Annotated in this window: 18 protein-coding genes; 12 read left to right on the plus strand and 6 right to left on the minus strand. The window is 72.6% G+C overall.

The features are described from left to right. Nucleotides 1-84: 84 nt before the first annotated feature. The 3 genes from WMF36_RS09040 to WMF36_RS09050 are packed head-to-tail and all read left to right on the plus strand — an operon-like array spanning nucleotide 85 to nucleotide 3748. The gene (locus tag WMF36_RS09040; RefSeq protein ID WP_437579211.1) at nucleotides 85-306 is read left to right on the plus strand and encodes a Franean1_4349 family RiPP; all 222 of its coding nucleotides are present in this window, start codon (nucleotides 85-87) and stop codon (nucleotides 304-306) included. Further along, nucleotides 303-2312, plus strand: coding sequence for a hypothetical protein (locus tag WMF36_RS09045; protein WP_437579212.1), 2010 nt, complete (start codon nucleotides 303-305; stop codon nucleotides 2310-2312). The genes WMF36_RS09040 and WMF36_RS09045 overlap by 4 nt, the downstream gene beginning before the upstream one ends. Then, a complete protein-coding gene (locus WMF36_RS09050; protein WP_437579213.1) occupies nucleotides 2309-3748 on the plus strand; it encodes an adenylate/guanylate cyclase domain-containing protein in 1440 nt (479 codons plus the stop codon). Before WMF36_RS09045 ends, WMF36_RS09050 begins: the two co-directional genes overlap by 4 nt. Nucleotides 3749-3758: 10 nt before the next feature. On the opposite strand, the gene WMF36_RS09055 is transcribed toward WMF36_RS09050, so the two are convergent. Further along, on the minus strand, nucleotides 3759-5468 hold the full coding sequence (locus WMF36_RS09055; RefSeq protein WP_437579214.1) for a B12-binding domain-containing radical SAM protein: 1710 nt from the start codon (nucleotides 5466-5468) through the stop codon (nucleotides 3759-3761). A 511-nt stretch (nucleotides 5469-5979) separates the two neighbouring features. Between WMF36_RS09055 and WMF36_RS09060 the strand changes: the two genes are divergently transcribed. The 3 genes from WMF36_RS09060 to WMF36_RS09070 all read left to right on the plus strand — a co-directional run bounded on the left by WMF36_RS09060 (nucleotide 5980) and on the right by WMF36_RS09070 (nucleotide 7585). After that, complete coding sequence (locus WMF36_RS09060) at nucleotides 5980-6366, plus strand: response regulator (protein WP_437579215.1); 387 nt, start codon at nucleotides 5980-5982, stop codon at nucleotides 6364-6366. A gap of 501 nt (nucleotides 6367-6867) precedes the next feature. Beyond that, nucleotides 6868-7224, plus strand: coding sequence for a response regulator (locus WMF36_RS09065; protein ID WP_437488538.1), 357 nt, complete (start codon nucleotides 6868-6870; stop codon nucleotides 7222-7224). A 7-nt stretch (nucleotides 7225-7231) separates the two neighbouring features. After that, nucleotides 7232-7585 (plus strand): gamma-glutamylcyclotransferase family protein, encoded by a 354-nt coding sequence (locus tag WMF36_RS09070; protein ID WP_437579216.1) that lies wholly within the window; start codon nucleotides 7232-7234, stop codon nucleotides 7583-7585. Nucleotides 7586-7590: 5 nt separating this feature from the next. On the opposite strand, the gene WMF36_RS09075 is transcribed toward WMF36_RS09070, so the two are convergent. The 4 genes from WMF36_RS09075 to WMF36_RS09090 all read right to left on the minus strand — a co-directional run bounded on the left by WMF36_RS09075 (nucleotide 7591) and on the right by WMF36_RS09090 (nucleotide 13371). After that, on the minus strand, nucleotides 7591-10815 hold the full coding sequence (locus WMF36_RS09075) for a CheR family methyltransferase (protein ID WP_437579217.1): 3225 nt from the start codon (nucleotides 10813-10815) through the stop codon (nucleotides 7591-7593). A gap of 154 nt (nucleotides 10816-10969) precedes the next feature. Continuing rightward, nucleotides 10970-11620, minus strand: a complete 651-nt coding sequence (locus WMF36_RS09080; protein ID WP_437579218.1) for a hypothetical protein — start codon at nucleotides 11618-11620, stop codon at nucleotides 10970-10972. Nucleotides 11621-11805: 185 nt separating this feature from the next. Continuing rightward, entirely contained in the window at nucleotides 11806-12189 is a 384-nt protein-coding gene (locus WMF36_RS09085) for a hypothetical protein (protein WP_437579219.1), read from the minus strand. Between the two features lie 447 nt (nucleotides 12190-12636). Beyond that, on the minus strand, nucleotides 12637-13371 hold the full coding sequence (locus WMF36_RS09090; protein ID WP_437579220.1) for a TetR/AcrR family transcriptional regulator: 735 nt from the start codon (nucleotides 13369-13371) through the stop codon (nucleotides 12637-12639). 166 nt (nucleotides 13372-13537) lie between these two features. Between WMF36_RS09090 and WMF36_RS09095 the strand changes: the two genes are divergently transcribed. Further along, nucleotides 13538-14206, plus strand: coding sequence for a UdgX family uracil-DNA binding protein (locus WMF36_RS09095; protein ID WP_437579221.1), 669 nt, complete (start codon nucleotides 13538-13540; stop codon nucleotides 14204-14206). A 58-nt stretch (nucleotides 14207-14264) separates the two neighbouring features. Further along, nucleotides 14265-16208 (plus strand): potassium transporter Kup, encoded by a 1944-nt coding sequence (locus tag WMF36_RS09100; RefSeq protein ID WP_437579222.1) that lies wholly within the window; start codon nucleotides 14265-14267, stop codon nucleotides 16206-16208. 18 nt (nucleotides 16209-16226) lie between these two features. On the opposite strand, the gene WMF36_RS09105 is transcribed toward WMF36_RS09100, so the two are convergent. Beyond that, nucleotides 16227-17516, minus strand: coding sequence for a citrate synthase family protein (locus tag WMF36_RS09105; RefSeq protein ID WP_437579223.1), 1290 nt, complete (start codon nucleotides 17514-17516; stop codon nucleotides 16227-16229). A gap of 298 nt (nucleotides 17517-17814) precedes the next feature. Between WMF36_RS09105 and WMF36_RS09110 the strand changes: the two genes are divergently transcribed. The 4 genes from WMF36_RS09110 (at nucleotide 17815) to WMF36_RS09125 (ending at nucleotide 25257) form a co-directional block, all read left to right on the plus strand. Next, nucleotides 17815-19002, plus strand: a complete 1188-nt coding sequence (locus WMF36_RS09110) for a citrate synthase (RefSeq protein ID WP_437581873.1) — start codon at nucleotides 17815-17817, stop codon at nucleotides 19000-19002. 276 nt (nucleotides 19003-19278) lie between these two features. Further along, complete coding sequence (locus WMF36_RS09115) at nucleotides 19279-20079, plus strand: recombinase A (protein WP_437581874.1); 801 nt, start codon at nucleotides 19279-19281, stop codon at nucleotides 20077-20079. 13 nt (nucleotides 20080-20092) lie between these two features. After that, the gene (locus tag WMF36_RS09120) at nucleotides 20093-21991 is read left to right on the plus strand and encodes a DinB/UmuC family translesion DNA polymerase (protein ID WP_437579224.1); all 1899 of its coding nucleotides are present in this window, start codon (nucleotides 20093-20095) and stop codon (nucleotides 21989-21991) included. Continuing rightward, on the plus strand, nucleotides 21988-25257 hold the full coding sequence (locus WMF36_RS09125) for an error-prone DNA polymerase (protein ID WP_437579225.1): 3270 nt from the start codon (nucleotides 21988-21990) through the stop codon (nucleotides 25255-25257). Before WMF36_RS09120 ends, WMF36_RS09125 begins: the two co-directional genes overlap by 4 nt. Nucleotides 25258-25275 lie beyond the last annotated feature (18 nt).

Below are 25275 nucleotides of genomic sequence, written 5' to 3' on the forward strand. Positions count from 1 at the left end.
ACGCGGGCACGCGCGGATGCGCCTGCTTGTACTTGCTAGCCGTTTGGAGGTCTCCTAGCCTCCCGAGCTAGAAAGCGAGGAGTCGTGACGTCGAAGAAAACAGAGGCAGAGCTCATCGGTCGTGCCGTTGTGGATTCGAGCTTCCGCCAGCAGCTCCTTGCCGCTCCTGAGCGCACCATCGAGGCGGAGGGGTACGAGGTCGGACCGGAGACGCTCCAGCGCATCCGCGACGCCGCGACCTCGACGCCCGAAGCGGTCGATGCGGCCATCGCGACCGCGGCGCGTGACGGCGGAGTCGGTATGTGACGCTGTCCCCTGCCTCAGGGGCGACCGACGTCTGGCCCTGGATCGAGCCGGACGACAGGGTGGTGTGCGAGCGCTCCTGGTCGGCGCTGCTGTCCGCGGGGGCGCTCCGGCGCGGTGACACGGCATGGGGGGCGCTCGCGCTCGCGCGCGGCGTGGGCGCTCCGCCGGGTCACCGCATCCCGTGGGCCAGCTGGGCGCTCCGGCTTTGCGGCCGCGTGTCTTCGCTCGCCGCGGCCGGCGATGTCGCCGTGGCGATCGCCGCGGCGGCTGCCGGCGGCGTCGAGGGCGCTCCGGACGCGCTCGCGCGGGGCGCGCTCGCGGCGCGTCTCCTCGCGCGTCACGCGGACGAGGCGCGCGCGCGCCGCTGGCTCCTCGACCTGGCCGAGCTCGCGGAGGCTTCGTGGCGCCGCAACCCGGTGGTCGCGGGCGCCGGGCCGGACGCCGCGGCGGGGCGCGCCGACGCCGCCGCCTCGCGCGAGGTCGTCGCCCTCTGGACGGCGATCGCGCTCGTTGCAGGCGACGATCTCGCGCCCGCGCGCCGCTTCGCAGAGGCCGTGGCCGAGCCGCTCGCGCTGCTCGACGGGCTCGTGCGCCTCTGGCTCGATCCGGCCGCGCCGGACCTGGCAGCGCCGACGCTCACGCCGCTCCTCGCGCTCTGGTTGCGCGGCGCGGATCTCGCTCCTCCGCTGCTCCGCGCGCTCTCGGGCGAGCGCGCGTCCCCCGTGCGCCGCCGCGAGATCCATGGCCTGCTCGCGACCCGCCCCTACCGGGCCGCGCTCGCCGCGCGCATGCGCGGCACGCTCGCGTCGGCCCGCGAGGCGGCGGCCAGCTCGCCTCGATCGCGCCCGACCGAGCGCGGCCTCGCCGAGGCCCAGCGCGAGCTTGTCGACGCCCTCGGCGAGCGCCTCCGCTTCTTCGAGGGGCTGATGTCGTTCCGCGATCTCCTCGACGCCGGCGCGGCGCTCGGGCCATCGCGGCCGCAGGGCGACCGGGCGCCGCGCGAGGACGCGAGCGCCGATCTGCAGGCGGCGGTCGCGTTTCTCGTGGAGGCGGCGCCGTGGTCGGAGTCCTGGGAAGTGCAGCGCTTCGGCGTGCTCGGGTCGCGCGAGCGGCCGATCGGGCACTGGTTCGTGCGGGCGACGATCCTGAAGGCGCTGATCGAGATCGGGGAGGTCGGACGCGACGTCCGCGCCGACGCCGCGGCGCTGCTCGACGAGATCCCGGCCGGAGAGCTCCGCTACTTCGGCGCGTTCCGCGATCTCCCGCCGGACGCCGACGACCTCTCGATCATGCTCGAGCTGGTCGCCGAGACGGGCGCCGCCCGGGACCGCGCCGAGACGTGGGTCGAGGTCATGCTGACCAACGTGGGCGAGGATGGCGTCGTGCCGACCTGGTTCTACCGCGGGCCTGCGGGGCCAACCACGCCGGGCGCGGCGTGGGCCGGCGACGACTGCGCGGCGGTCCGGTTGAACCTGCTCGCGGGCCTGCTGTCGTTCGACGCGGAGCGGTTCGCGCGGCTCATCGACGCCAACGTGCGGCGCGTGCTCGACGGCGCCTCGGAGGGCGGCATCGAGGGCGCCTGCTTCTACGACGCGTCGTACACGGACCTCGCGTTCCTCCGCTTCGCGCGCCTCTACCGGGAGCGGGCAGGGGAGGCGCGGTGGGCCACCGAGGTCGCCGCGGTCGAGGCCGCGACCCTGTCGCGGATGCTCGGAGCGCAGCGGCTCGACGGCGGCTTCGGGACGCCGCTCCGCACGGCTGCGTGCCTCGAGGGGGCGGCGATGACGTCGTCGCCGGACCCGCTGATGGTGGAGCGGGGGCTGCGTTACCTCGGCGAGCACCAGCTCGTGGACGGCTCCTGGCCGGCCGAGCCGCTCTACCGGGTGCCGATGAAGCACGGCCGCGAGGGGCACCACCACGGCAGGGCGCTGACGACCGCGCTGTGCGCGCGCGGGTTCGCCGCGGCGTGGTCCAGGCGGCGGCGCGGAGGAGAGCGGCGCGCATGAACATCGAGAAATCGACGGAGATCGTGCGGATCCTCCAGGCGCAAGAGATGCGCGGAGAGCAGATCGTGAACCACGTCCGGTTCGTGTTCGCGCTGCTCTCCGCCTACACGTTCACGCACGTGTGGACGGTCAACACGCCGGCCGCGAACCAGGTCTTCGCGATCCAGATCGGCGGGTACCTCGCCTTCTCGCTCCTGCTCTACGCGTTCTTCCGGCTGCGTCCCGGCGCCTACGCGGGCTGGCTCAAGTACGTGAGCATCTTCGTCGACCTCGCGCTCCTGACGCTCACAGCGCTGGCGACGGCGAGGAACCACTCGGGGATGATCGAGTACTTCTCGAGCTACCTCGCGACCGTCTACGTGCTCTGGAACCTGATGTCGGGCTTCCGCTACAGCCTCGCGGCGTGCCTGTACTCGGCGGGGCTGTCGGCCCTCTTCAACTCGGTCGTGCTCGCGATCACGGTCCACTCCGGCGCGATCCCGATCAGCCCGGTGTCCGTCTACGGACAGAACGCCATCAACATCGCGGACCAGTGCCAGCAGGTCCTCTTCATCGCGCTCCCGGGCGTCGTCGCCGGCATCATCGCGCGGATGTCGCGCAACCTGGTCCTCCGCGCCGAGATCGAGTCCCTGGCCCGCCTCCGGCTCGAGCGCGAGAAGCAGGAGCTCGGCCGGTACCTCTCGAAGGACCTCGTCGACTTCGTCCTCTCCGACCCGGGGCGGCTCAAGCTGGGCGGCACGCGCCGGCACGTCTCGGTGATGTTCACCGACATCCGCAACTTCACGCCGCTCACCGAGTCGGTCGAGCCGGAGGTCGTGGTCTCGTTCCTGAACGAGTACTTCACGGCGATGGTCGACATCGTGTTCCGCTACGGGGGCACCCTCGACAAGTACATCGGCGACGGCTTGATGGCGGTGTTCGGCGCGCCGCTCTCGGTCGAGGACGCGCCGAAGCGCGCCGTGATCGCGGCGATCGAGATGGTGCAGGCCCTCGAGCGCATGAACCAGCGGCAGCTCCTCGGCGGCGGCGAGATCAAGATGGGCGTCGGGATCGCGACCGGCACCGTCATCTCCGGCAACATCGGGTCGCTCCAGCGAATGGAGTACACCTGCATCGGAGATACGGTAAACACGGCCTCGCGCCTCGAGCAGTTCAACAAGGAGCTCGGCTCCAAGATCATCATCTGCCAGGCGACGTACGCGAACCTCGACGACTGCGTCCCGGCGCAGCCGACCGGCGCCCTGAGCATCCGGGGCAAGAGCCGCCAGGTCCACCCCTACATCGTGGACCACCAGGAACTCCCGCCAGCGCTCCTGGAGGCGCTCCGGCAGCAGCTCCTCTCGGCGCCCCGCCCCATCGCATCGATACCGCCTCGGGCCGACGCGGCGCTGGCGCCCGCCGCCTGGCAGAGCACGGATCGCGAAGGAGCGCAGTAGCGTCGCGGCGTCAGGAGGGCGTCGCGCGGAAGCGCCGCACCCGCGCCGAGCCGGGTCCGCCGTCCTGCGTCGACAGGCCGAGCGCCGTGCGCGCCGGCGCGTGGAGGCGCTGGAGGACGCGATCGAGCAGGCGCAGCGCGCCGTCGCTCATCTTCACGCCGCGCGGCGAGCGGTAGCCGAACGCGACGCCGTCCACGACCTTGTAGGCGTTCTCCGTGGGCGAGGCGGGGCGCATCTCGACGACCAGCGCGCCGTCGCGCGTCTTCATGATGACGACGATCTCGCCCGGGCGCGCGGAGGCCTCCACGAAGGTCCACCCGCCGGAGGTGGCCTCCTTGATCCCGAGCTCGAGCACGCGCTGCAGATCCTGCCCCGCCGGCGCGAGCGTCGTCGCGCCCTCGACCCGGATCTCCCCGCCCGGGGGGACCACGCCGCTGCCGAGCGGCATCGCCGGCCGCCGCATCTCGCGCGGCCCGGGGAACGACCACATGTCCGGCGTGATCTCCCCGCCCTCGCGGTACGCCATCTCGATGAGGCGGCTGCGCTCGCGGGAGAGCGCGTCCTCGGACCAGCCGAGGCACGAGCGCATCATCAGCGTGAACGGGTCGAAGCGGAGCTCGAACGACGCGGGCGCGCGGGTCATGAGGTCGTCCGGAAGGACGAGGCTGTGGAAGATGCGGACCTTGCACGGCAGCTCGCGCGCGCGCTCGAGCGTGCGGCGGAACGTGACGGGGCCGTCGCCAGGCAGGCCGAGGAGGATGTCCACCTCGATGTCCGTGAAGGTCGAGAGCTCCTCGATCACCTTCGCGAACTTCGACTCCCGGAAGGGGCGCTGCGTACCGTCGCCGGTGTCCTTGTTGAGCGGCGGCAGCCGCGCCTCGAGGGACACGCGCGCGGCGCCTCGGAGGAACTCGAGGTGCTCGTCGTGCACGTGCTCCGGATCGAGCGACGCCATCAGCGTCGCCTGCTTGAAGAAGCCGACCTGCTTCTCCGCGGCCACGAGGTTCCGGAACGCCTCAGCGTTCAGGTTGAGCGGGGCGTCCACGACCTGCGCGCCCGGAGCGCCGGCGTCGCGGAGCGCGCTCAGCTCCTCGACGAGGTAGGCCTCCGAGAAGGCGCCGGCGCCGGCGTCGCCCGTCGAGACGCCGCACGTCGGGCAGCTCATGACGCCGCCGCGGCAGATCTCGATCGGGACGATGCGATCGGTCGGGAGCAGCTTCATCCGGATCGGCGAGGGGAGCTCGTCGGGCGCCACGTGAGGCGCTTCGCCCGTGGAGACCCAGCCGTCGGCCGTGAAGACGTGCAGCCCGGGCACGGTGCGCAGCGCCTCGGAGGAGCGCTCGCTCAGGCGGACGATGTTCCGGAACGTGAGCTCGTTGCCGTACACGAGGGCGTCGATGCTGGCGGCGGCGTCGCGCCAGGGCGCGAGCGCGAACATCGCGGGGCGCGCGAGGGGACCGCAGAGGACGATCGTGCGCCCCGGCCGGTTGCGCTGGAGGTGGCGCGCGACCTCGATGAACGTGGGAAAGGACCAGACGTGCGCGGCGAGGCCGATCACGTCCGCGTCCACGGTCTCGACCTCCGCGACCCACGCGTCGAGATCCCTCGTCTGCGCGTCGATCCCATGGATCGGCACGCCGGCGAGCTCCGGATCGGCGAGCAAAGAAGCTTCGACACGACGGATTCCATGGCTGAACGGCGCTCCCCCACCGTCCGGCATGGTTGACTCCATCGCGAGTAGCGCGACGCGGCGTTCGCCAGGCATCCATGGGAGTCTACCAGGGTGTCTCGCCCGTCGGGGAGTCCGTTCGCGCTCTCTGTTTGCTCCCGCTCCCGTCCGCTCCGAGGGCGTGCGGGGTTACGCCCAGGCTTACGTCCGGCGCTCGCGTCCGGAGTTGCATCCGGAGCGCGTCCGGGCTTTCATAGTGCCCGGGGCGAAAGAGGGGGAAAGGAACGTACCGGATCGCCGGAGTGCGGCGGTCTGTCGGGTTGCGCGCTTCGTGGCGTGGACGTAGCGCGCCGCGGCGAGCGCTCTGAACTGCGCAGATCCGTTCGCCCGGGTGATTCGTCACGCCGGGTCGGTCATCGTCATCGAGCGGGCCTGCGCTGCGCCGGCTGCTGGCCAGTGGGGGCTCGCGTCGCGTCGACGCGTCGCTCCTCCGTGCGTGGGGGAAAGAGGGCGCGCCGCCCTGCGGAGCGGCCCCCGTTTCCGAGGAAAGCCGAGGGGAGCCATGTGTGGCAAGCACGTGATCCTGGTTGCAGAGGACGACGTTGACACTGCGGCAATGCTGCAGGAGCTCCTGACGCTGGAAGGGTACGAGGTCGAGCTGACCGCGACCGCGCGCGCGGTGCTCGACGCGCTCGCGGAGCGACGCTTCCACGCCGTTCTCCTCGATCTGACGATGCCGGGCATGACGACGGACCGGTTCGTCTCCGAGATCGCGGGGCTCGGCACGCCCTCTCCCCTCATGATCTTCTCGGCTCGCCTGCCCCACGAGATGCAGGCGATCGCCGAGCGGCTGCACGCGGCCGCGCTCATCCCGAAGCCGGTGGACATCGATGTGCTGCTGAGCACCCTTTCGAAGGTGGTGCTCGGCTCCGCGGGCCAGGAAGGCTGACGCTGCCCGTTCGATCCACGCATCCACGCCGCGCGTCTCGCGCCGCTGTTCCGGTGAGCCGCGCTGCTGCGCACCACCGCGCCGGTGGTACGATCGCAGGCTCATGACGTGGTGGAGCGCGACCGAGCCGCGCGATGCTCACCCTGGCAGGCCGCAGATCGGACAGAGAGCGGCTTCGCCGGAGCGCGACCCTGCTGTAACATCGGGCTCGACCGCCGACGATCGAGCACGATGCGCACGCCCGAACCCCTCCTGCCTGACCTGTCCGGCTTGAGGACCGTTGACTCCGCGCGGGTCCACGGCGTGAGGGGCGTCGATCGAGCAGGCTCCGCTCCGAGATGCCCCCGCGGCGCCCATTGCCGCAGAGAGACCTTCATGCGCCCCCTTCCTCGCAGAACAGGCCTGATCAAGCGGACCCCGAGCAGGGATTCAGGGCTTTCCCTGTTTCGCCGTGACGTCAGGCTTTCGCATAGTGGTTGATGCACCGTGCCTGCCACTCCCTTGAAGAGGATCCTCGTTGTCGATGATGATCCGGATATTCGAGAGACCCTCGCCGAGCTCCTGCAAGAGGAGGGCTACGCCGTCGCGTCGGCGGCGCACGGCGGCGAGGCGCTCAGCGCGCTTCGAACGGATCCCAGGCCTGGCCTCATCCTGCTCGATCTCATGATGCCCATCATGGATGGCTGGCAGTTCAGGGCAGAGCAGAAGAAGGACCCGGAGCTCGCGTCGATCCCGGTGGTGATCATCTCGGCGACAGGCCGCGACGAGTTCGTGTCCTCGCTCGGCGCCGCGCAGTTCCTCAAGAAGCCGATCAACCTCGAGCAGCTGCTCGCCGCGGTCGAACAGCACTGCCGGTGACGGCGCCGTGCCCCTGTTCGTCTACGGCACGCTGATGCGGGGCGAGCGCTCGCACGGGCTGCTCGGGCGCGCGTGCTACCTCGGGGTCGCCCGCACCGCCCGGTCGTTCGAGCTCGCCGACCTCGGCGCCTACCCGGCGCTCGTGCGCGGGGGCTCGAACGCCGTCCTCGGGGAGCTCTACGAGCCGGATCGGGAGACGCTCGCCTCGCTCGACGTCTACGAGGGCTGCCCCGATCTCTTCCGGCGCGAGCCGATCCTGCTCGACGGGGGCGCGCCCTGCGAGGCGTACCTGATGCCCGCGGGCCAGGCGCTGGGGTGTCCCCGCATCGACTCGGGGGACTGGCGGGCGCGGCGGCGGTGAGCGCGTCAGTCAGGGCCGGCGCGGCGCGCTGGTCGTAGCCCCGCCGGAGGGGGCTCGTCCTTCTCGGGCCCCGTCCTGTCCTCGACGACGAGCAGCAGCGCCGGGAGCTCGCCCTCGTCGGCCTGGAGCCGGAAGGCGGAGAACGACAGCGTCCGCCGCCCGGCGTGCGCGAGCACGGCCTCGAGGCGGAAGTCGACGAGCGCGGTGCTGCGGCGGAGGACGTCCCGGAGCCGCTGCTCCAGCTGCGGGGTGTTCCACCCGGCGTCGATGGCCGAGAGGGGCCGCCCCTCGATGTCCCCGAGCGGGACCATCAACAGCTCGCAGTACCGCCGGGTCGCCGCGCGGATCCGGAGCTCGCCGTCGAGCAGGAGGAACGGGTGGCGCAGCACCTCGAAGACGGCGGAGATGCGATCGCGCGCGCCCGCGAGCTCGCGCCCGGCGCGCCTCGGCGCGTCGCTTTCCAGCCAGCAGATCACCGCGCCGTCCACCTCGTTCCCGGTGGTCCGGAAGGGACGCGCTCGCATGAGATAGAGGCGCCCCTCGCGATCCTCGACCTGCCGCTCGACGGTGCTCCTCGTGTCGAGCACCTCGGCGACGACGGGCGCGATGTCGGCCGCGCTCCTCGGCTTCACCTCGAGGATCGACCTGCCCACGTCGCTCGCGACGAGGCCGAGCAGCTTGTCGGCCGCGCCGGCGACGCGGCGGATCCGGAGGTCGGCGTCGAGCATCAGGACCGGGATGTTCATGCTGCCGAGGAGGTTGCGCAGATCGTCGTTGGCGAGCCCGAGCGCGACGTTGCTGCTGCAGAGCTCCTCGTTGATGGCCGTCAGCTCCTGGTTCGTCGACCGGAGCTCTTCGTGGGCGGACTCGAGCGCGTCGTTCATCCGGTGCAGCTCGTCGTTGCTCGCGAGGAGCTCCTCGTTCGTGCAGAGGAGCTCCTCGTTCGTTGCCTCCAGCTCATCGATGAGCGACTGGAGGTACTCCCTCGTGGTCACGAGCTCCCTGCGGAGCTGGGCGATCTCCAGATCCTTCCGGGGATCGCTCTGGGCCGGATCGTCGCCCGGCCGATCCAGCCAGGGCCCGCCCGACTCGGAGAAGACGACGAGGAAACAGCGCCCCTGCGGGAGCCGCACCTTGAGCGGCCACACCTCGACGTCAACGTCCCGGCGCCTGTCTCCCTGCCGGACCTTGATCTGCTCCTTGCGGGCCATCGCGCCCGAGTTCATCGATGCGTCGATGGCAGCCCGGAGGCTGAGCAGGAGCCCCTCCCGGGCCATCTTGAAGAGGTGCAGGCTGGCGTCGCCCGGCGCCGGCTCGAGGTAGGGCCCTGTCTTGCCCCGGAACTGGACGATCTGCATCTCCTCGTCGATCACCACGCCGGCGGGGGCGTAGCGCGCCATGACGATGGCGTCGGCCTCCTGGCGCACCGCGTCCATGATGAGCCCCTCGGCGCTCCGTGGCTTCTCCTTCTCCAGCGCGGGCGCGGGCTCCAGCGCGGGCGCGGGCTCCAGCGCGGGCGCGGGCTCCAGCGCGGGCGCGGGCTCCAGCGCGGGCGCGGGCTCCAGCGCGGGCGCGGGCTCCAGCGCGGGCGCGGGCTCCAGCGCGGGCGCGGGCTCCAGCGCGGGCGCGGGCGCGGCGGGGAGGCCGGGCGAGCAGGTCCCCTCGGAGGTGGCGCGCTTGCAGAAGATCCTGTGGGTCCTGTCCACGACCCCGAACAGGTCGGACATCGTGCTGATGCTCTCGGAGGAGCCGAGGAGCAAGAAGCCCGTGGGCTTGAGGGCCTGGTGGAAGGTGTGCAGCAGCCGGCGCTGCAGGCTCGGCTCCAGGTAGATCATCAGGTTGCGACAGCTGATGAGATCGAGCTTCGCGAGGGGCGGGTCGGCCGCGGCGTTGTGGCGCGAGAAGATGCACAGGTCGCGGACCGCTTTGTTGACCTGGAAGCCACCGTGCACCCTGACGAAGAAGCGGCGCAGCCGGCCGGGCGAGACGTCGAACGAGATGCTATCGACGTAGATCCCGGCGCGCGCCTGCTGGATGGCGGCCTCGCTCAGGTCGGTGCCGAAGATCTGGACCGCGTTGTCGCTCGCGTCGGCTTCGAGGAACTCGAGCAGCGAGATCGCGAGAGAGTAAACCTCCTCGCCCGTCGAGCAGCCCGGCACCCAGAGGCGAACAGGGGAATCCTGCGGCCTCTTGTGCATGAGCACCGGGAACACGTGGGTCTTCAGCGCGGCGAAGGCGCCCGGATCGCGAAAGAACGTGGTCACCTTGATGAGGAGCTCCTGGTAGAGATGCTCGAGCTCGTCCGGGTCCGCTCTCAGTTGATCGAGGTACTCCTGCAGGGCAGCGAGCTTGTGGAGCGTCATTCGACGCTGGATGCGGCGCTTCAGCGTGCTCTTTTTATAGTGGCTGAAGTCCACGCCCATCGCGGCGTGAAGCAGCCTGAAGAGCTTGCCGAGATCCGGGTCCACCCCTAGGGATGCGCCCTGCGCGAGCCACGGGGTGAGCGCGCGACCGGGGCGGCCCATCCTCACGAGCTCCGCCGCGATCGCCTCGACGCCGAGGGGGAAGTCGACGCCTCCGGCCGCGATGGCGTTGCGCGGGAGCGCCGGCCGCTCGGCGGTGCGCGGATCTTCCGCGAACGTGACACCGCCCTCCGCCTTCACATCCTTGAGCCCGAGGGCACCTTCGCTCCCGACGCCGGACAGCACGACGCCCACCGCGCTCGACCCCAGCTCGATCGCGAGCGAGCGCAGGAAAGTATCGGCAGGGCTCGGGCCGCCCTCGCCGCGCGGCGCGAGCTCGACGCGCACACCGTCGAGCGTCGCATGTGTATCCGGGGGCAGGACATGGACGTGACCTGGCATGAGCCTCGCCCCTCGTCGAAGCTCGGTCACGGGGAGCGGGCTGCTCTGCGCCGCGAGCTCGAGGACCGGGATCTCCCCAGGATCTGCGCTGTAGCTCAGCACGAGGGAGAGGCTCGTGTCCCTGCTCGGCATCCGCCGGAGGAGCTCCGCGATCGCGCCGCGTCCACCGGCCGACGCGACGACGCAGACGACCGGAAAGCGCCGCTCGTTCCCGGAGCGCGGCTCGCCCGCCGCGGCCTCCTCGTCGGCGTCCTGAAGCGGGTCCGGCGCGCGCCTCGGCGCAGCCGCCCTGCCGGCATGGGGCGCGGCGTCGCTGTGGCCCGGTGCACTGAATTGCGTCCGGCGTGGCTTCTTCTGTTCCGGCATTGTTGGCTTGAACGGTTAAGCGCTCTCTCATGCGTCTCGCTGCCGCGGGATCTGACAGGGTCGAAGCCAGGGTTGCTGCGAGCGATCGGTCAACGTGCCTGCTCTTGCCGGTGCGGAGCGCCGGACACGGCGCCTGGCGACCACCCCATCTTGCTCAGCGCGCCCCTTCCAGGCGCTTCAGGAGTTGCTCGATCTGCTCGATGACGTGCGCCGATCGGTCGGACGCCATGCGAGCGGAGTCGTTGAGCCTCACCAGCGTCTTCTCATCCATCTTCCCGCTGGGCTGGAGCCTGGTCATGGCTTCCAGCGCGGCGTCGTGGCGCGCCCGGGCGACCTGGGCTGCGGCCATCGCGCGGCGCAGACGTGTGCGCGGGGGTTCCGGGCTCTCGACCTTCGGCAACCTCCTCTCCGGCGGCTCGCGCCGCGCCTTGTCCTCGGCCCGCGCCTCGTGCTCGGCGGGCGCCGCGCACGGCGCGGGGGCCTCGTGCGCCTCCCGCAGCGCTCGATCCGCCTGACTCCCCGCCTCATGCGCGCGCTCCCCGTGCTGGTCATCGACCCCTATTCGGAGGTTGACGCTGAGCTCCCGGTCCGCGCTGGGCTCCCGGCCGTCTTCCCACCCCCGCTCGTCGACAACCTGCTTCGTCGCGTCGTTGACGAGGAACACCTGATCCGCGTCGTGGAACCGCTCGGCTCGCAGGGCCCGCAACGAGGCGCGCGCCGTCTCGAGCGAGCGGATGTGCTTCATGAGCGCGAGCCGCCTGCCCCGGAAGCGAACGTAGATGCTGTAGGTGGTCTGGGGCGCCATCTGCATCGCCTCGTGGGCCTGGCCGCGTCATGCGGTGTTCCTCGCTCTTCTTGACAGCAGCTTCCAGGGGCCAGCTCGTCGTGGCGCCGGGTCGAGGATGCGAGTACGCCGCTGTGTCACGTTCCCGCCGGTCTGCCGCCGTGAGCCCTCCGCGCGAGCTCTGGGGGCGCGTCCTGCGCTCCGCCTCACGCCTCAGGTACCGTCGTGAGCAGCACCAGCCTTCCGGCGGTCCGCTCGGCCGTTCTGCAGGCGGTGCGCACGAGCTGCCACTCTGACTTCACGAGCTCCGCCATGAGCGACCTGTCCTGAAAGAGGGCTTTGCACAGGGACTCCTCGGCGTCATCGCCGAAGGTGAGCACGCGTATCGCGATGGCGAGCGCGAAGTCCCGGGTCAGCCGGACGCGCAGGTCGACGTCGGGGGTGGAGACGTGGAGCGCGTGCTCGGCGAGGGCGACCTCGATCCTGTCCGCGATCGACGTCTCCGTGTCGGCGCGCCACTGGAGCGAACGGCACGTCTGCCGGATCAGCTCCTGGATCAACCGTCTGTCGCAACCCGATCGTGTGCTCATACAGCCCCCCTCGACAGCCCCGTTCCCCTGCGGAGAACCGCCCGGAGAGCGCCTGTTATCGGACAGAGCGCGCGATGGTCACCATGGCGCGGTTGAACGATCAGGACCGCTCCCCCCAAGGCTGCGCTCCTCCGGGTCGCCCGGGCGGTTCCCCTCCGACTCCCCGATCCTCCCCTCATGTCCCGAGGCCGAAGTCCCGGTTGACTGTTAGCTCTACCTCAGCTGCAGCTCGACCGACCGCTAGGGCAATGAGGAATCACTGGTCAGGGATTTCCTGTACATTGGCCGTGTTTGAACCGGGGATCCGCGTGCTGGCTCAGGTAATTCCCTACTTCCGGCGCCGTGGCGGTCGACGGCGGGCTCGGCTCACCGTCGCCGGTTGACGACGGGCCGTGGTCGGCGCGCACCGCAGCCGTCGCCGAGGGCCGCGGGCAGGTGGCGCGCGCCTCAGGTCGTCTTGGCCTTCGAGCGCCGGCGCTCGCGGCTCGGGCCTGATGCAGGAGCCGAGCCGGCGGTCTGCCGCGCGCTGCGCGGCGGCGCTTCCGTGACCGACAGGTCAGCGACGGCGCGCGCCTCCGGGGTGAGCAGGCCGTGCATGAAGAGCTGGAGCACCTGCGCACACCAGTCGGCGATATCTGGCCTGGAGGGCGCGTCGATGAGCTTGCGGACCAGGCGATCGAAGGCGCCCGAGATGAGCGCCGCGATGACGCTCGGATCGAGGTCGCGCCGGTAGAGGCCGATGTCGATCGCGTACCGGACGCGGCTCTCCACGAGGCACGCGACGCGCTGGGCGAACTCGTCGATCAGGTAGGCGTAGGGGGCCCCGCCGCCGCCTGCTTGCATCATCTTGAGGAGCGCCCGGTTCTGCCAGCAGAACTCGAGCACCTCGATGTCGTGGGCGAGGAGCCGCTTGAAGTACTCGCTCAGCGGGGCTCGATCGACGCCCTCGATGGCGATGAGCGGCAGCTCCACGCACCCCGCGAGCCGCGCGATGAAGGTCTCGACGATCTGCTTGAAGCAGTCGTCCTTGCTGTGGAAGTGCAGGTAGAAAGCGCCCTTCGAGACGCCGGCCCGCTCGGTGATGTCCTCGACCCTCGCCGCGGTCAGGCCGCGCTCGGTGAAGGCCGCCTCGGCGGCGCGGAGCAACTCGATCCTGGCGCGGCGATCGGCGAGGCGGGGCATTATGACTGGTGGGTCAATTCGAGGGACCTGGGCACTATGGGAAGGCCACCCGGAGCCGTCAAGACGGCTCGGCCGCGCTTCCTCGCGACGCGGCGCGTTCGAGCGCGGCGCCGCGCGTTCGAGCGCGCCGCCGCGCGGTGGCACGCGCGATGCTCCAGGGGAATCCATGGCGACCGTGGCGAGACGAAATGCCGCAGGGCGCGACGCCGGTGCCGGCGAGGCGACGGCGGCGGCCCTGGTCCCCAGCGATCCTTCGTTGCCGCGCCTGCGCGAAGCCGCCGCGGGCTGCCGGGCGTGCCCGCTCTGGGAGCGGGGGACGCAGACGGTGTTCGGCGAGGGCGCGGCGCGCTCGGACGTGCTCCTCGTCGGCGAGCAACCGGGCGACAAGGAGGATCTGGCCGGTAAGCCGTTCGTGGGCCCGGCGGGGCAGCTGCTCGACCGCGCGCTCGAGGCGGCGGGGATCGATCGGCGCCGGGCGTATGTGACCAACGTGGTCAAGCACTTCAAGTGGGAGCCGCGCGGCAAGCGCCGCATCCACAAGAAGCCGGACGCGCGCGAGATCCGCGCGTGCCTTCCCTGGCTCGCCGCGGAGATCGCGGCGGTGCAGCCGGCGATCGTGGTGTGCCTCGGCGCGACGGCGGCGCAGGCGCTGCTCGGCAGCTCGTTCCGGGTCACGCGCGATCGCGGCCGGATCGTCGCCTCGCCGCTCGCGCCGCGCACGCTGGCGACCGTGCACCCCGCGTCGATCCTGCGCATGCCGGACGAGGCTTCCAGGCAAGCCGAGCTCTCCCGCTTCATCGACGATCTCACCGCGGCGGCGCGCGCGCTCGGCTGAGACGGCGCGCCCCGCCTCCTCGCGGGGGGCGCTCGCGATGGAGTAGGATTCGCGCCCCATGACGACAAGCCCACAACCGGCCCCGGGCGCAGAGCGCCCCGCGGCGTCTGCGTCGGCCGAGGGTGCTCGCGGATCGAGCCCGAAGAAGACGTGGCCGCTGATGCTCGCGGCGCTCGGGGTCGTCTACGGCGACATCGGGACGAGCCCCCTCTACGCGATGAAGGAGTGCTTCAGCCCGATCAGCCCGCATCACGTCGCTCCGACGCCGCAGAACGTGCTCGGCGTGCTCTCGCTGATGTTCTGGTCGCTGATGATGGTGGTGACCGTCAAATACGTGACGTTCATCACGCGGGCTGACAACGAGGGGGCGGGCGGCATCCTCGCGCTGCTCGCGCTCGTCCCGAGCAGCGAGCGCAAGGGCGAGGGTCGCGGCCTCCTCGTGCTCCTCGTCCTCTTCGGCGCCGCGCTCCTCTACGGCGACGGCGTGATCACGCCAGCGATCTCGGTGCTCTCGGCGGTGGAGGGCCTCGAGGTCGCGACGTCGACGCTGAAGCCCGCCGTCGTGCCGATCACGTGCGTCGTGCTGCTCGCCGTGTTTCTCGTGCAGAAGCGCGGCACGGCCGGCGTCGGGACGATCTTCGGGCCGGTGACGCTCGTGTGGTTCGTGGCGCTCACGCTGCTCGGGGCCAAGGAGATCCTCCACAGCCCCGGCGTGCTCCGGGCTGTCTCACCGACCTACGCGGTGAGCTTCTTCGTCGAGAACAACGTGCACGGCTTCCTGATCCTCGGCGCGGTCGTCCTCTGCATCACGGGCGGCGAGGCGCTGTACGCCGATATGGGTCATTTCGGCCGCAGGCCGATCAAGTACACCTGGTACACAATCGTCTGGCCGGGGCTGCTCATCAACTACTTCGGCCAGGGCGCCAAGCTCCTCGAGGACCCGGCCGCCGCGGCGAACCCGTTCTACGCGCTGGTCCCGTCGTGGGCGCTCTACCCCACGGTGGCGATCGCGACCGCGGCGACGGTCGTGGCGTCCCAGGCGCTCATCTCCGGTGCCTTCTCGCTGACGCAGCAGGCGGTGCAGCTCGGGTACTTCCCGCGCGTCACGGTGATCCACACCTCGAAGGACGAGGCCGGGCAGATCTACATCCCCGAGGTGAACAGCGGGCTCCTGATCTCGTGCCTCGTGCTGGTGCTCGTCTTCAAGAGCTCGAGCGCGCTCGCGGCCGCGTACGGCATCGCCGTCACGGGCACGATGGGGATCACGACGGTGGTCTACTACGTGGTCACGCGGAAGACGTGGGGCTGGCCGGTCTGGAAGTCGCTCCCGCTGGCCGGGCTCTTCCTGGTGATCGATCTCGCGTTCTTCGCGGCGAACAGCGCCAAGTTCTTCCACGGGGGCTGGGTGCCCATCGTGATGGGGGCGGCGACCTTCACGGTGATGACGACGTGGAAGACGGGGCGCAAGCACCTCGCCGCGGCGATCAAGTCGGTGATCTTGCCGCTCGACACGTTCCTCGAGGACGTGAAGCGCGTGAAGCCGCACCGGGTGCGCGGGACGGCGGTCTTCATGGCGTCGAGCCCGGAGGGCACGCCGCCGATCCTGCTGCACCACGTGAAGCACAACCAGGTGCTGCACGAGCAGGTTGTGCTCCTCTCGATCCAGGCGCTGAACGTGCCGGAGGTGCCGGCGGAGCGGCGCATGACGGTGATCCCGCGGGGCGAAGGCATCTACCAGGTGACGGCGTGCTACGGCTTCATGCAGACGCCGAACGCCCCGTCGGTGCTGGAGGGGTGCAAGCGGCACGGGCTCCACATCGATCTCGGGCGGACGAGCTACTATCTCGGTCGGGAGACGCTGCTGACGACGGGGAGCTCGAAGATGTCCCGGTGGCGGAAGTGGCTGTTCGCGTTCATCTCGCGGAACGCGCGGCCGGCCACGGCGTACTTCGGTCTGCCGCCCAACCGGGTGGTCGAGCTCGGCATGCAGGTCGATTTTTAGAGCGCGGGCGCGCGGCGATCAGGGCCCGGTGTACCGGGCGCGGGGCCGCAGCATGTACCCGGCCTCCCGCTGCTCGAACGCGTGGGCGATCCACCCCGCGGCGCGCCCCACCGCGAAGAGCGCCGCCGCCGAGCCGGCCGGCAGGCCGAGCGCTGCAGCGATCGCGACGAGGCCGACGTCGAGCGACGGCGGGTCGTGGCCGGCGTCGCGCAGCGCGTCGACGAGCGCGAGCACCGTGCGCAGCGCCGCGCTCTGCGGCGCGAGCGCCCGGGCCGTGTCGAGCAGCGCCCGGGCGCGGGGGTCGCCCTCGGGGTAGAGCCGGTGCCCGAAGCCGGCGATGGGCTCGCCGCGGCGCAGCCGCTCGTGGACCGCGGCGGCGGCGCGCTCGGGCCGGCTTGCTTCGGCGACCAGGGCCTCCACCCGGTCGCTGACGCCGCCGTGCCTCGGGCCGGAGAGCGCCGCGAGCCCGGCGCTGACGCAGGCGTAGAGGTCGGCCCCGGTGGAGGCGGCCACCCGGACCGCGAACGTCGAGGCGTTCAGCTCGTGATCGGCCGAGACCAGCAGCGCCCGGTTCACGGCGCGCTCCGCCTTCTTCGTGGGGTTCGCGCCGAGGGCGACGAGCAGGCGCCGCGCCGTCCCCTCGGCCTCGAGGGCGGCGGTCGCCCTGCCCGCCTCCCGCCCGAGGCCGACGAGCGCCGCGAGCGATCGCACGAGCGCCCGCGCCCGCGCGCGCTCCGCGTCGCTCGTGGGGATGCGCCCGTCGCCCGAGGGCGCGCCCACGTGGCGGGTCGCGTCGTGCGCGCCGAGCGCGGGCACCACGAGCGCGAGCGCGGTGAACGGCGGCGCGCCCTCCGGCAGGAGCGCCGCGAGCTTCGCCGGGCGGACGCCCAGCCGACCGGGTCGCGCCGCCGGCGCGCCCTCCGCCGGCAGCTCGCCGGTCCACAGGAGCTCGGCGACCGCCTCGAACGGCACGTCCTCGAGCGCCAGCGCGACCGCCTCCTTGCCCCGGTAGACGGGCCCGCGCGGGCCGATCGCGGTGAGCGCCGACTCGAGCACCGGCTCGCCCCACCGGAGCGCCTCGGCGGCGACCGGGCCGTGGCCGGCGCGCGCGTCATGCCGCGCCCTGAGCCGCTCGATGTCCGCCCTCAGGTAGAGCCGCGCGCGCCCTCGCCCGCCGGGCACGCCCCGGAGCACGCCGCGGCTCGCGTACGCATAGAGCGTCTCCCGCTTCACGCCGAGCAGCTCCGCCGCCTCGGCGCCGGTCACGTACGCGGAGGGCCGCTGCTCCGATTCAGGTAGATCAACCATGAGGGCCCATCAACGTCAGCTCCAGATCCTGTCCACCGGTGCCTGAGGCGCGGCCCGCGGATCGCCGGGCGCCTGTGTCCCTCCTAGCACCGGCTTCCCCGGTCCTCGCCGGGATTCTTCGCGCAGGCGCGGGCCGCGCGCCGCCTGGCCGCCGCCCGCGAGCGCCCACCGTGCGCCGCGCCCGAGCCGGGGAGGCGCGGGCTGGGCGACCCGCGCCCGGCGGCATCCTCGACGCGCTTCGATAGCGTGCATGGTTGATTGTACAATCAAGGTTGATCAACCCCATGCGATGCCCAACATGTCCTCGGTGGAGGTGATCGGAATGAGGGACATGGCGGCGCCGCTCGCGAGCGGCCTGGAGGGTGTTGTGGTGGCGGAGACGCGGCTCTCGGAGGTGGACGGGGAGCGGGGGAGGCTCACCCTCGCCGGCCACGACGTCGAGGCGCTCGCCGGCGACGGCGGGGTGACCTTCGAGGACGCGTGCGGGCTGCTCTGGGGCGGCGCGTTGCCGTCGGCGCCTGCGCGGGAGTCGCTCCGGGGAGCGATCGCCGAGGGGCGGACGCGGGCCTTCGCGCTGCTCGGGCGGCTCGGGGACGCGCTCGACGCGGGCGACGGCATGGACGCGCTCCGCGCCGCGGTCGCGCACCACCGGGGCGACGCCCCGCCCGCGGCGATCGCCGGGGCGGTCGCGACGTTCGCGGCGGCCTGGTCGCGGCGCTGCGCGGGCGAGGAGCCGATCGCGCCCGATCCGGCGCTCCGGCTCTCGGCCGACTACCTGCGCATGGTGCGCGGCGCGGCGGCGAGCGAGGCCGAGGCGCGCGAGCTCGATACGTACCTCGTGACGGTCTCGGATCACGGCATGAACGCGTCCACCTTCGCCGCGCGCGTGGTCACCTCGACGGGGTCGGACGCGATCTCGGCGGTGGTCGCGGCGATCGGCGCGCTGAAGGGGCCGCTCCACGGCGGCGCGCCGGGGCCGGTGCTCGACATGCTCGACGCCATCGGGGCGGCGGGCGAGGGCGGTGCGCCGTCCCCGGGCAGCGCCGAGCGCTGGATCCAGGCGGAGCTCGCGGCGCGGCGGCGGATCATGGGCATGGGGCACCGGATCTACCGGGTGAGGGATCCGCGGGCGGCGGTGCTCGAGCGGGCGATCGAGCGGCTCGGGCGGACGGCCGGCGGGGCGCAAGGCGCCCGGCTCGCGCTGGCGCGCGCGGTCGAGCGGGCGGCGGAGGCGGCCCTCCGCGCGCGACACCCGGAGCGCCCGCTGCGCGCGAACGTCGAGTTCTACACGGCGGTGCTGCTCGACGCGCTCGGGCTGCCGCGCGCGCTCTTCTCGCCGACCTTCGCGGTGGGGAGGGTCGCCGGCTGGTGCGCCCACATCGACGAGCAGCGGCGCGTGGGGCGGCTCATCCGGCCGAGCTCCCGTTACATCGGGGACGTCCCCGGAGCGGCCGCTGTCCCCGGAGCGGCCGCTCCGCCGCATTGACGCCGAAGCGGTAGATGCTCCGCCAGCGCGCCAACAGGAGCGCCGTGCCACCCCTCGACGGTCCCCAGGTCGACAGGCCGCGGGCCGAACTTATTGAAGAACCCAGGACGGGCATTCCCCTCAACCCCGCCGTCCTGTCACCCTGCCGATCACAGATCGCCGACGAGGGCATTCCGCCGTCCTGAAGGGCGAAAGGGGAACGCGACGGGCACAGGTAGGACTTTGTTCGTCCAGCAAAGTTGGCAGCTTCGCGAGGGCACTGTTACCATGTTCAGTATGTCGCCCGCCGCTCTTGCCGCCCCTCTCGCCCGGGACCTCCTGCGCCACACCCTTCCCGAGTTCGAAGCGCGCGCCAAGACGCTGCCGCTCAGTATACAGGAAATCAACGACGCGCTCCCGGAAGGGGGTCTTCCGCGCGGGGGGGTCGTGGAGCTCGCCGCGCCGCGGGGGCTGGGGCGCTCCACCTCGCTCGCCCTCTCTGCGTGCGCGTCGGCGCAGGTGGAGGCGCGGCTGCGCGGGACGAGCGCGACGGCGGGCGCGTGGTGCGCGTGGATCGACCCGAGCGGCTCGCTCTTCGCGCCGGCGGTCGCGCGCGCGGGGGTCGACCTGAGCCGGCTGCTCGTGGCGCGGCCCCCCGTGGAGATGCTCGCCAAGGTCGCGGTCCGGATGGCGATGAGCCGGGCGTTCGCGGTGCTCGTGATCGACGTGGCCGGGGTCCCGGGGGCCTTCGGTCAGGGCGCGGGGAAAGGGGAGCGGGGTGCGCCCGCGGCGGGGCGCCGCGAGGAGGACCTCGCGCGGTGGGTCAATGTGGTGCGCAAGCTCGCCCTGGCGACCGAGGGGAGCGACGGGACGATCCTGCTCCTCACCGATCGCCAGGCGGCGCGGCCGATGCCGCTGCCGGTCGCGATGCGGCTGGAGCTCGAGCAGGTCGCCGAGGGGCGGTTGATGGTCCGCGTCGCCAAGGATCGCCGCGGGCGCGTGACCTCGCCGACACCGGTGGTGCTCGGGGAGCGATCGAGGGAGAAGGCGGAGCGGGCGGCGGGAAGCGAGACGCGGCCCGCGCTGTCGCGGGCGTGAAGGAGGAGAGGCGATGGCGGCGAGGCGCATTGTGGCGGTCGTGCTCCCGCAGCTCGCGTGCGAGCTGGTGAAGCAGCGTGGACCGGTCTCACCGAGCGGGAAGGCGCCGCTCGCGGTGATCATCGGGGGCGAGGAGGAGCGCCGGGCGGCGCTCGGCGCGCGGTCAGAGCGCGAGCCGGCGGCGCCGGTGGCGGTGATCGACGTCGTCGACGACGAGGCGAGGCGGTACGGGGTGAGGCCGGGGCAGAAGGTCGTCGAGGCGGCGGCGCTTGTCGCGCACCTCGCGATCCACCGGGTGACGTTCACCGAGATGGACGCGGCGCTCGGCCGGGTCGCCGAGGTGGCGCTCGGGCTCGGGGCGACGGCGGCGATCCAGCTCGGCGAGCAGGGCGCCCCCGCGCGCGCCGGCGCGCGCGCGGGGGCGCCGCGGGCGGGCCGCGCTGGTGAGCGCGCTGCGAGCGCGGCGCGGAGCCCCTGGGGCGACGGCCCGTACGACACGGTGTGGCTCGACATCACCGGGGCGTCGCACCTCGTCGGCGGCGAGGAGGCGCTGCTCGGCGATCTCGGCGAGCGCGTGGCGGCGCTCGGCCACCGGGCGCGGCTCGCGATCGCCGACGGGCCGCGGCTCGCGCAGGCGCTGGCGCGCTTCGGCGCGCACGCGGACGGCGGGGCAGGGGCGGAGGCGCCGATCGCGCCGCCGGGCAAGGGGGCGCAGGCGATCGGGCCCCTGCCGGTGCAGGCGCTCCCGGTCGAGCGCGAGGTGGCGAGCTTCCTCGTCCGGCTCGGCGTGCTCCGCGTCGAGGATCTCGCGCGCCTGCCGCGGGCGCAGGCGGCGGCGCGGCTGGGCCCGCGGACGGCCGAGGTGATGGAGCTCCTCGCCGGCCGCGATCCCGTGCCGCTCCTGCCGTACGAGGTGCCCCGGTTGATCGAGGAGGAGGTGCTCTTCGACGAGCCGGTCGAGAGCGCCGAGTCGCTCCTGTTCGTGCTGCGCGGCATGACGTCGCGGATCGCGTCGCGGCTCGCCGCGCGCGGCGAGGCGTGCGGTCGGCTCAACGTGGCGATCGCCTACGATCGCTCGATCGCGCGGCTCCGCCTCGGCGATCGCGAGGACGACGTCGCCGCGCTCCTGGAAGACGAGGAGCGCGGCCCTTCGCTGCGCTTCCACGTCGACATGCCGGTGCCCCTCTCGGACGCGGGCGACCTGCTCCGCCCGCTCAGGGCGAAGCTCGATCGGATCGAGCTCGCGGCGCCCGCGGTGGGGGTTCACCTCATCGCCTCCCGCATCGCGCGCGCCCGCCGGGTGCAGCTCGATCTGTCGCGCGACCGATCGGCCGATCCGGACAGCCTGCCGGCGCTCCTGGCCGAGCTCTCGGCCGAGATCGGCGCGGAGCGGGTGGGCGTCCTGGAGATCGCCGATGCGCACCGCCCCGAGGCGCGCTCGCGGCTCGTGCCGGTCGCGGACGAGGCGGCCACGGCGCGCGCGTCCGCCGCTGCCCGCGCGCGCGCCGCGGGGGATCGGGCCGCGGCGGAGCAGGGGGCGGCCGCGGGCGAGCGCGTGGAGGGGGCCGACGCGCCGGCGCCGGAGCCCGCGCGGCTCCTCGCGCAGCCGATCCCGCTCGGCCGCGTGGGGCGCGGGGCGATCGTGGCGGTCGACCGGCACCTCTACGCGATCGAGCGGCTCTCCTTCGTGATGCGGATCGACGCGGTGGAGTGGTGGACGCCCACGCCGGCCTCGCGCGATTACGCGCGCGCCTGGCTGGTCTCGGGCTCTCCGTCCGGCAGGGCCGCCCCGGCGCGCCTCGGCGAGCTGCGCCCTCCCCGCGACGGCGCGAGCGCGAGCTCCTGCGGTGAGGCGTGGATCTACGTCGACCGCGCGACGGGCGAGGCCTTCCTGCAGGGGTGGTGCGAGTGAGCGCCGGCGCCTCGGTGCCGTTCGCGGAGCTGTGCGGCCGCTCCTGCTTCTCGTTCCTCGAGGGCGCCTCGCACCCCGAGGAGCTCGTGCACCGCGCCAAGGAGCTCGGCCTCGAGGGGCTCGCGCTCTGCGATCGCGACGGGATCTACGGCAGCGTCCGCGCGCACACGGCGGCGAAGAAGATCGAGCAGCGGGTGATCGTCGGGGCCGAGCTGACGATCGGCGCGCCGCGCTCGGCGGTCGAGCGCGTCGCGCCACGCGCCGAGCGCGCGCCGGAGGTCCAGCCCTCGGTGGTCCTCCTGGTCGAGGACAGCGAGGGTTACGCGAACCTCTGCCGGCTGCTCACGATCGCGCACGCCGATTGCGAGAAGGGTACGGCGAGCCTCTCGGCGGAGGCGATCGCGGCGGCGCCGCGGGGCCTCTCCGCGATCGTGCCGCTCGATCCGCTCGTGCCCGCGGCCGTCTCCGGCGCACTCATCGGCGCGCTGCGCGACGCGTTCGGCGAGCGCGCGCTCGTCGCGACCTGGAAGCACCTCGACCGCCGCGACGGCGAGCGCGTCGCGGCGGCCCTCGCGGCGGAGCGGCGCTACGGCCCCTGCGTGGTGCCGACCGCGCGCCCGCTCTACCATCACCCGTCGCGCAAGCCGCTCGCCGACGTGCTCACGTGCATCCGGACCAAGACCACGCTCGATCAAGCCGGGACGCGGATCGCGCCGAACGCGGAGGCGTACGTGCGGTCCGGCGCGCAGATGGCGGCGCTGTTCCGCGATCATCCGGCCTGGGTCGCGCGCACGGTGGAGGTCGCGTCCCGCTGCCGCTTCTCGCTGGCCGAGCTCCGCTACAGCTTCCCGAGCGACGCCCTCTGCATGCCGGGGGAGACGTCGGATCAGGCGCTGCGCCGCCTCACCGAGGAGGGCTGCCGCGACCGCTACCCGGAGGGGACGCCGCCGCAGGTGCGCGCGCAGATCGAGAAGGAGCTCGCCCTGATCGCGAAGCTCGGCGTGGCCCCCTACTTCCTCAGCGTGCAGCAGGTCGTGAAGATCGCCCGCGCGCGGCAGATCCTCTGCCAGGGCCGCGGGAGCGCGGCGAACAGCGCGGTGTGCTTCGTGCTCGGCGTGACGGCGGTGGATCCGGCCCGGTCCAACCTGCTCTTCGAGCGCTTCCTGTCGGAGGAGCGCAACGAGCCGCCGGACATCGACGTCGATTTCGAGCACGAGCGCCGGGAGGAGGTGATCCAGGCGATCTACGAGATGTACGGCCGCGACCGGGCGGCGATGGTCTCGGAGGTGATCGCCTACCGCGGCAAGAGCGCGCTGCGCGAGGTGGGCAAGGCGTTCGGTTTCTCGGCGGATCAGGTCGACAGGCTGAGCGGCCTCGTGCTCCACCACGAGGCGGACATCACCGAGCAGCGGGTGAGCGAGGCGGGCCTCGATCCGGACGACGTGCGCGTCCGGCAAACCGTCCTGATGGCGAGCGCGCTGGAGGGCTTCCCGCGCCACCTCTCGATCCACGTCGGCGGCTTCGTGCTGTCGTCGGAGCCGCTGCACAAGGTGGCCCCGGTCGAGCCTGCGCGGATGGAGGGCCGCACGGTGATCCCGTGGGACAAGGACGACCTCGACGATCTCGGCTTCTTCAAGATCGACGTCCTGGCCCTCGGCATGCTGACGGCGATCCGCAAGGCGCTCGCCTTGATCCACGCGGACCGGTACGCCGAGCTCGCGGGCCCCTCGGCTCATGCGGCTCGTGACCCCGCGTCCGCGGATCTCTCGGTCCGTGCAGGCCGAGGCGCCGCGTTCGATCCGATCGCGGCGCTCGCGCAGATCCCGCCGGAGGACCCGGCCGTCTACGAGGCGATCGGCCGGGCCGACACGGTGGGGGTGTTCCAGATAGAGAGCCGCGCCCAGATGGCGATGCTCCCGCGGCTGAAGCCGAGCAAGTTCTACGATCTGGTGATCGAGGTGGCGATCGTGCGTCCCGGGCCCATCCAGGGCGGGATGGTGCACCCCTACCTGCGCCGGCGGACGGGGCAAGAGCCGCCGGTGTCGCCGCACCCGTGCCTGGATCCCATCCTGGAGCGCACGCTCGGCGTGCCGCTCTTCCAGGAGCAGGTGATGCAGATCGCGATGGTCGGCGCGGGCTACACGCCGGGCGAGGCCGATCAGCTGCGCCGCGACATGGCGGCGTGGAAGAAGCACGGGCGCCTGGAGCGTCACCGCGGGCGGCTCATCCAGGGCTTCGCCGAGCGGGGGATCTCGGCGAGGTTCGGGGAGATGCTCTACCAGCAGATCCAGGGCTTCGGCGAGTACGGCTTCCCTGAGTCGCACGCGGCGAGCTTCGCGCTGCTTGTGTACGCGTCGGCCTGGCTCAAGGTGCACCACCCGGTGGCGTTCACCTGCGCGCTGCTCAACGCGCAGCCGATGGGGTTCTACAGCCCGTCGGCGCTTGTGCAGGACGCGCAGCGGCACGGCGTCGACGTGCGGCCGGTGTGCGTGGCGCAGAGCGCGTGGGACGCGACCCTCGAGCCCGGCGCCGAGCCCTCGGCGGGGCCGGCGCTGCGGCTCGGCATGCGCCTCGTGAAGGGGCTCGGGGAGGCGGCTGGGGCCGCGATCGTGGCCGCGCGAGAGGAGGCGCCGTTCACGAGCCTCCCGGATCTCGTGACGCGCACAGAGCTGAAGAAGAACGAGGTGGAAGCGCTCGCCGAAGCGGGCGCGCTCGCCGCGCTGGTGCCCGCCCGGAGAGAGGCGCTCTGGCGGGCGCGCGCGCCCCGCGTGGAGGGGTTGTTCGAGGGCGTGCCGATCGAGCGGGACAAGGACGTCGGGCTTCCGCCGCTCAGGCCGCTGGAGCAGCTGGCGCTGGATTACGGGCGCGTGGGCCTGTCGCTGCACGACCACCCGATGCGGCACCTGCGGCCGGCGCTCAAGCGGCGGCGCGGGGCCGGGCGCGTGCGGACCGCCGAGGAGATCAAGGCGGCGCGCAACGGGGAGAGCGTGCGGGTCGCCGGGATGGTGGTCGGCCGCCAGCGGCCGGCGACCGCGAGCGGCGTGACGTTCGTGACACTCGAGGACGAGACCGGCGTGATCAACGTCATCGTCCAGAAACAGGTCTTCGCAGATCACTACCAGGTGGCGCGGCACGCCGCGCTCTTGCTCGTCGCCGGGCGGGTCGAGCGGCAGGGGGAGGTGATCCATGTGGTCGCGCGCGAGCTGGAGCGGCTGGAGCTGCCGAGCGGCGAGGAGGTCACGCTCCGATCGCGCGACTATCACTGAGGGCGCGAGAAGGCGCGC

It is taken from the genome of Sorangium sp. So ce887 (assembly GCF_051521455.1).
In the GTDB taxonomy this organism is placed as follows: domain Bacteria; phylum Myxococcota_A; class Polyangia; order Polyangiales; family Polyangiaceae; genus Sorangium.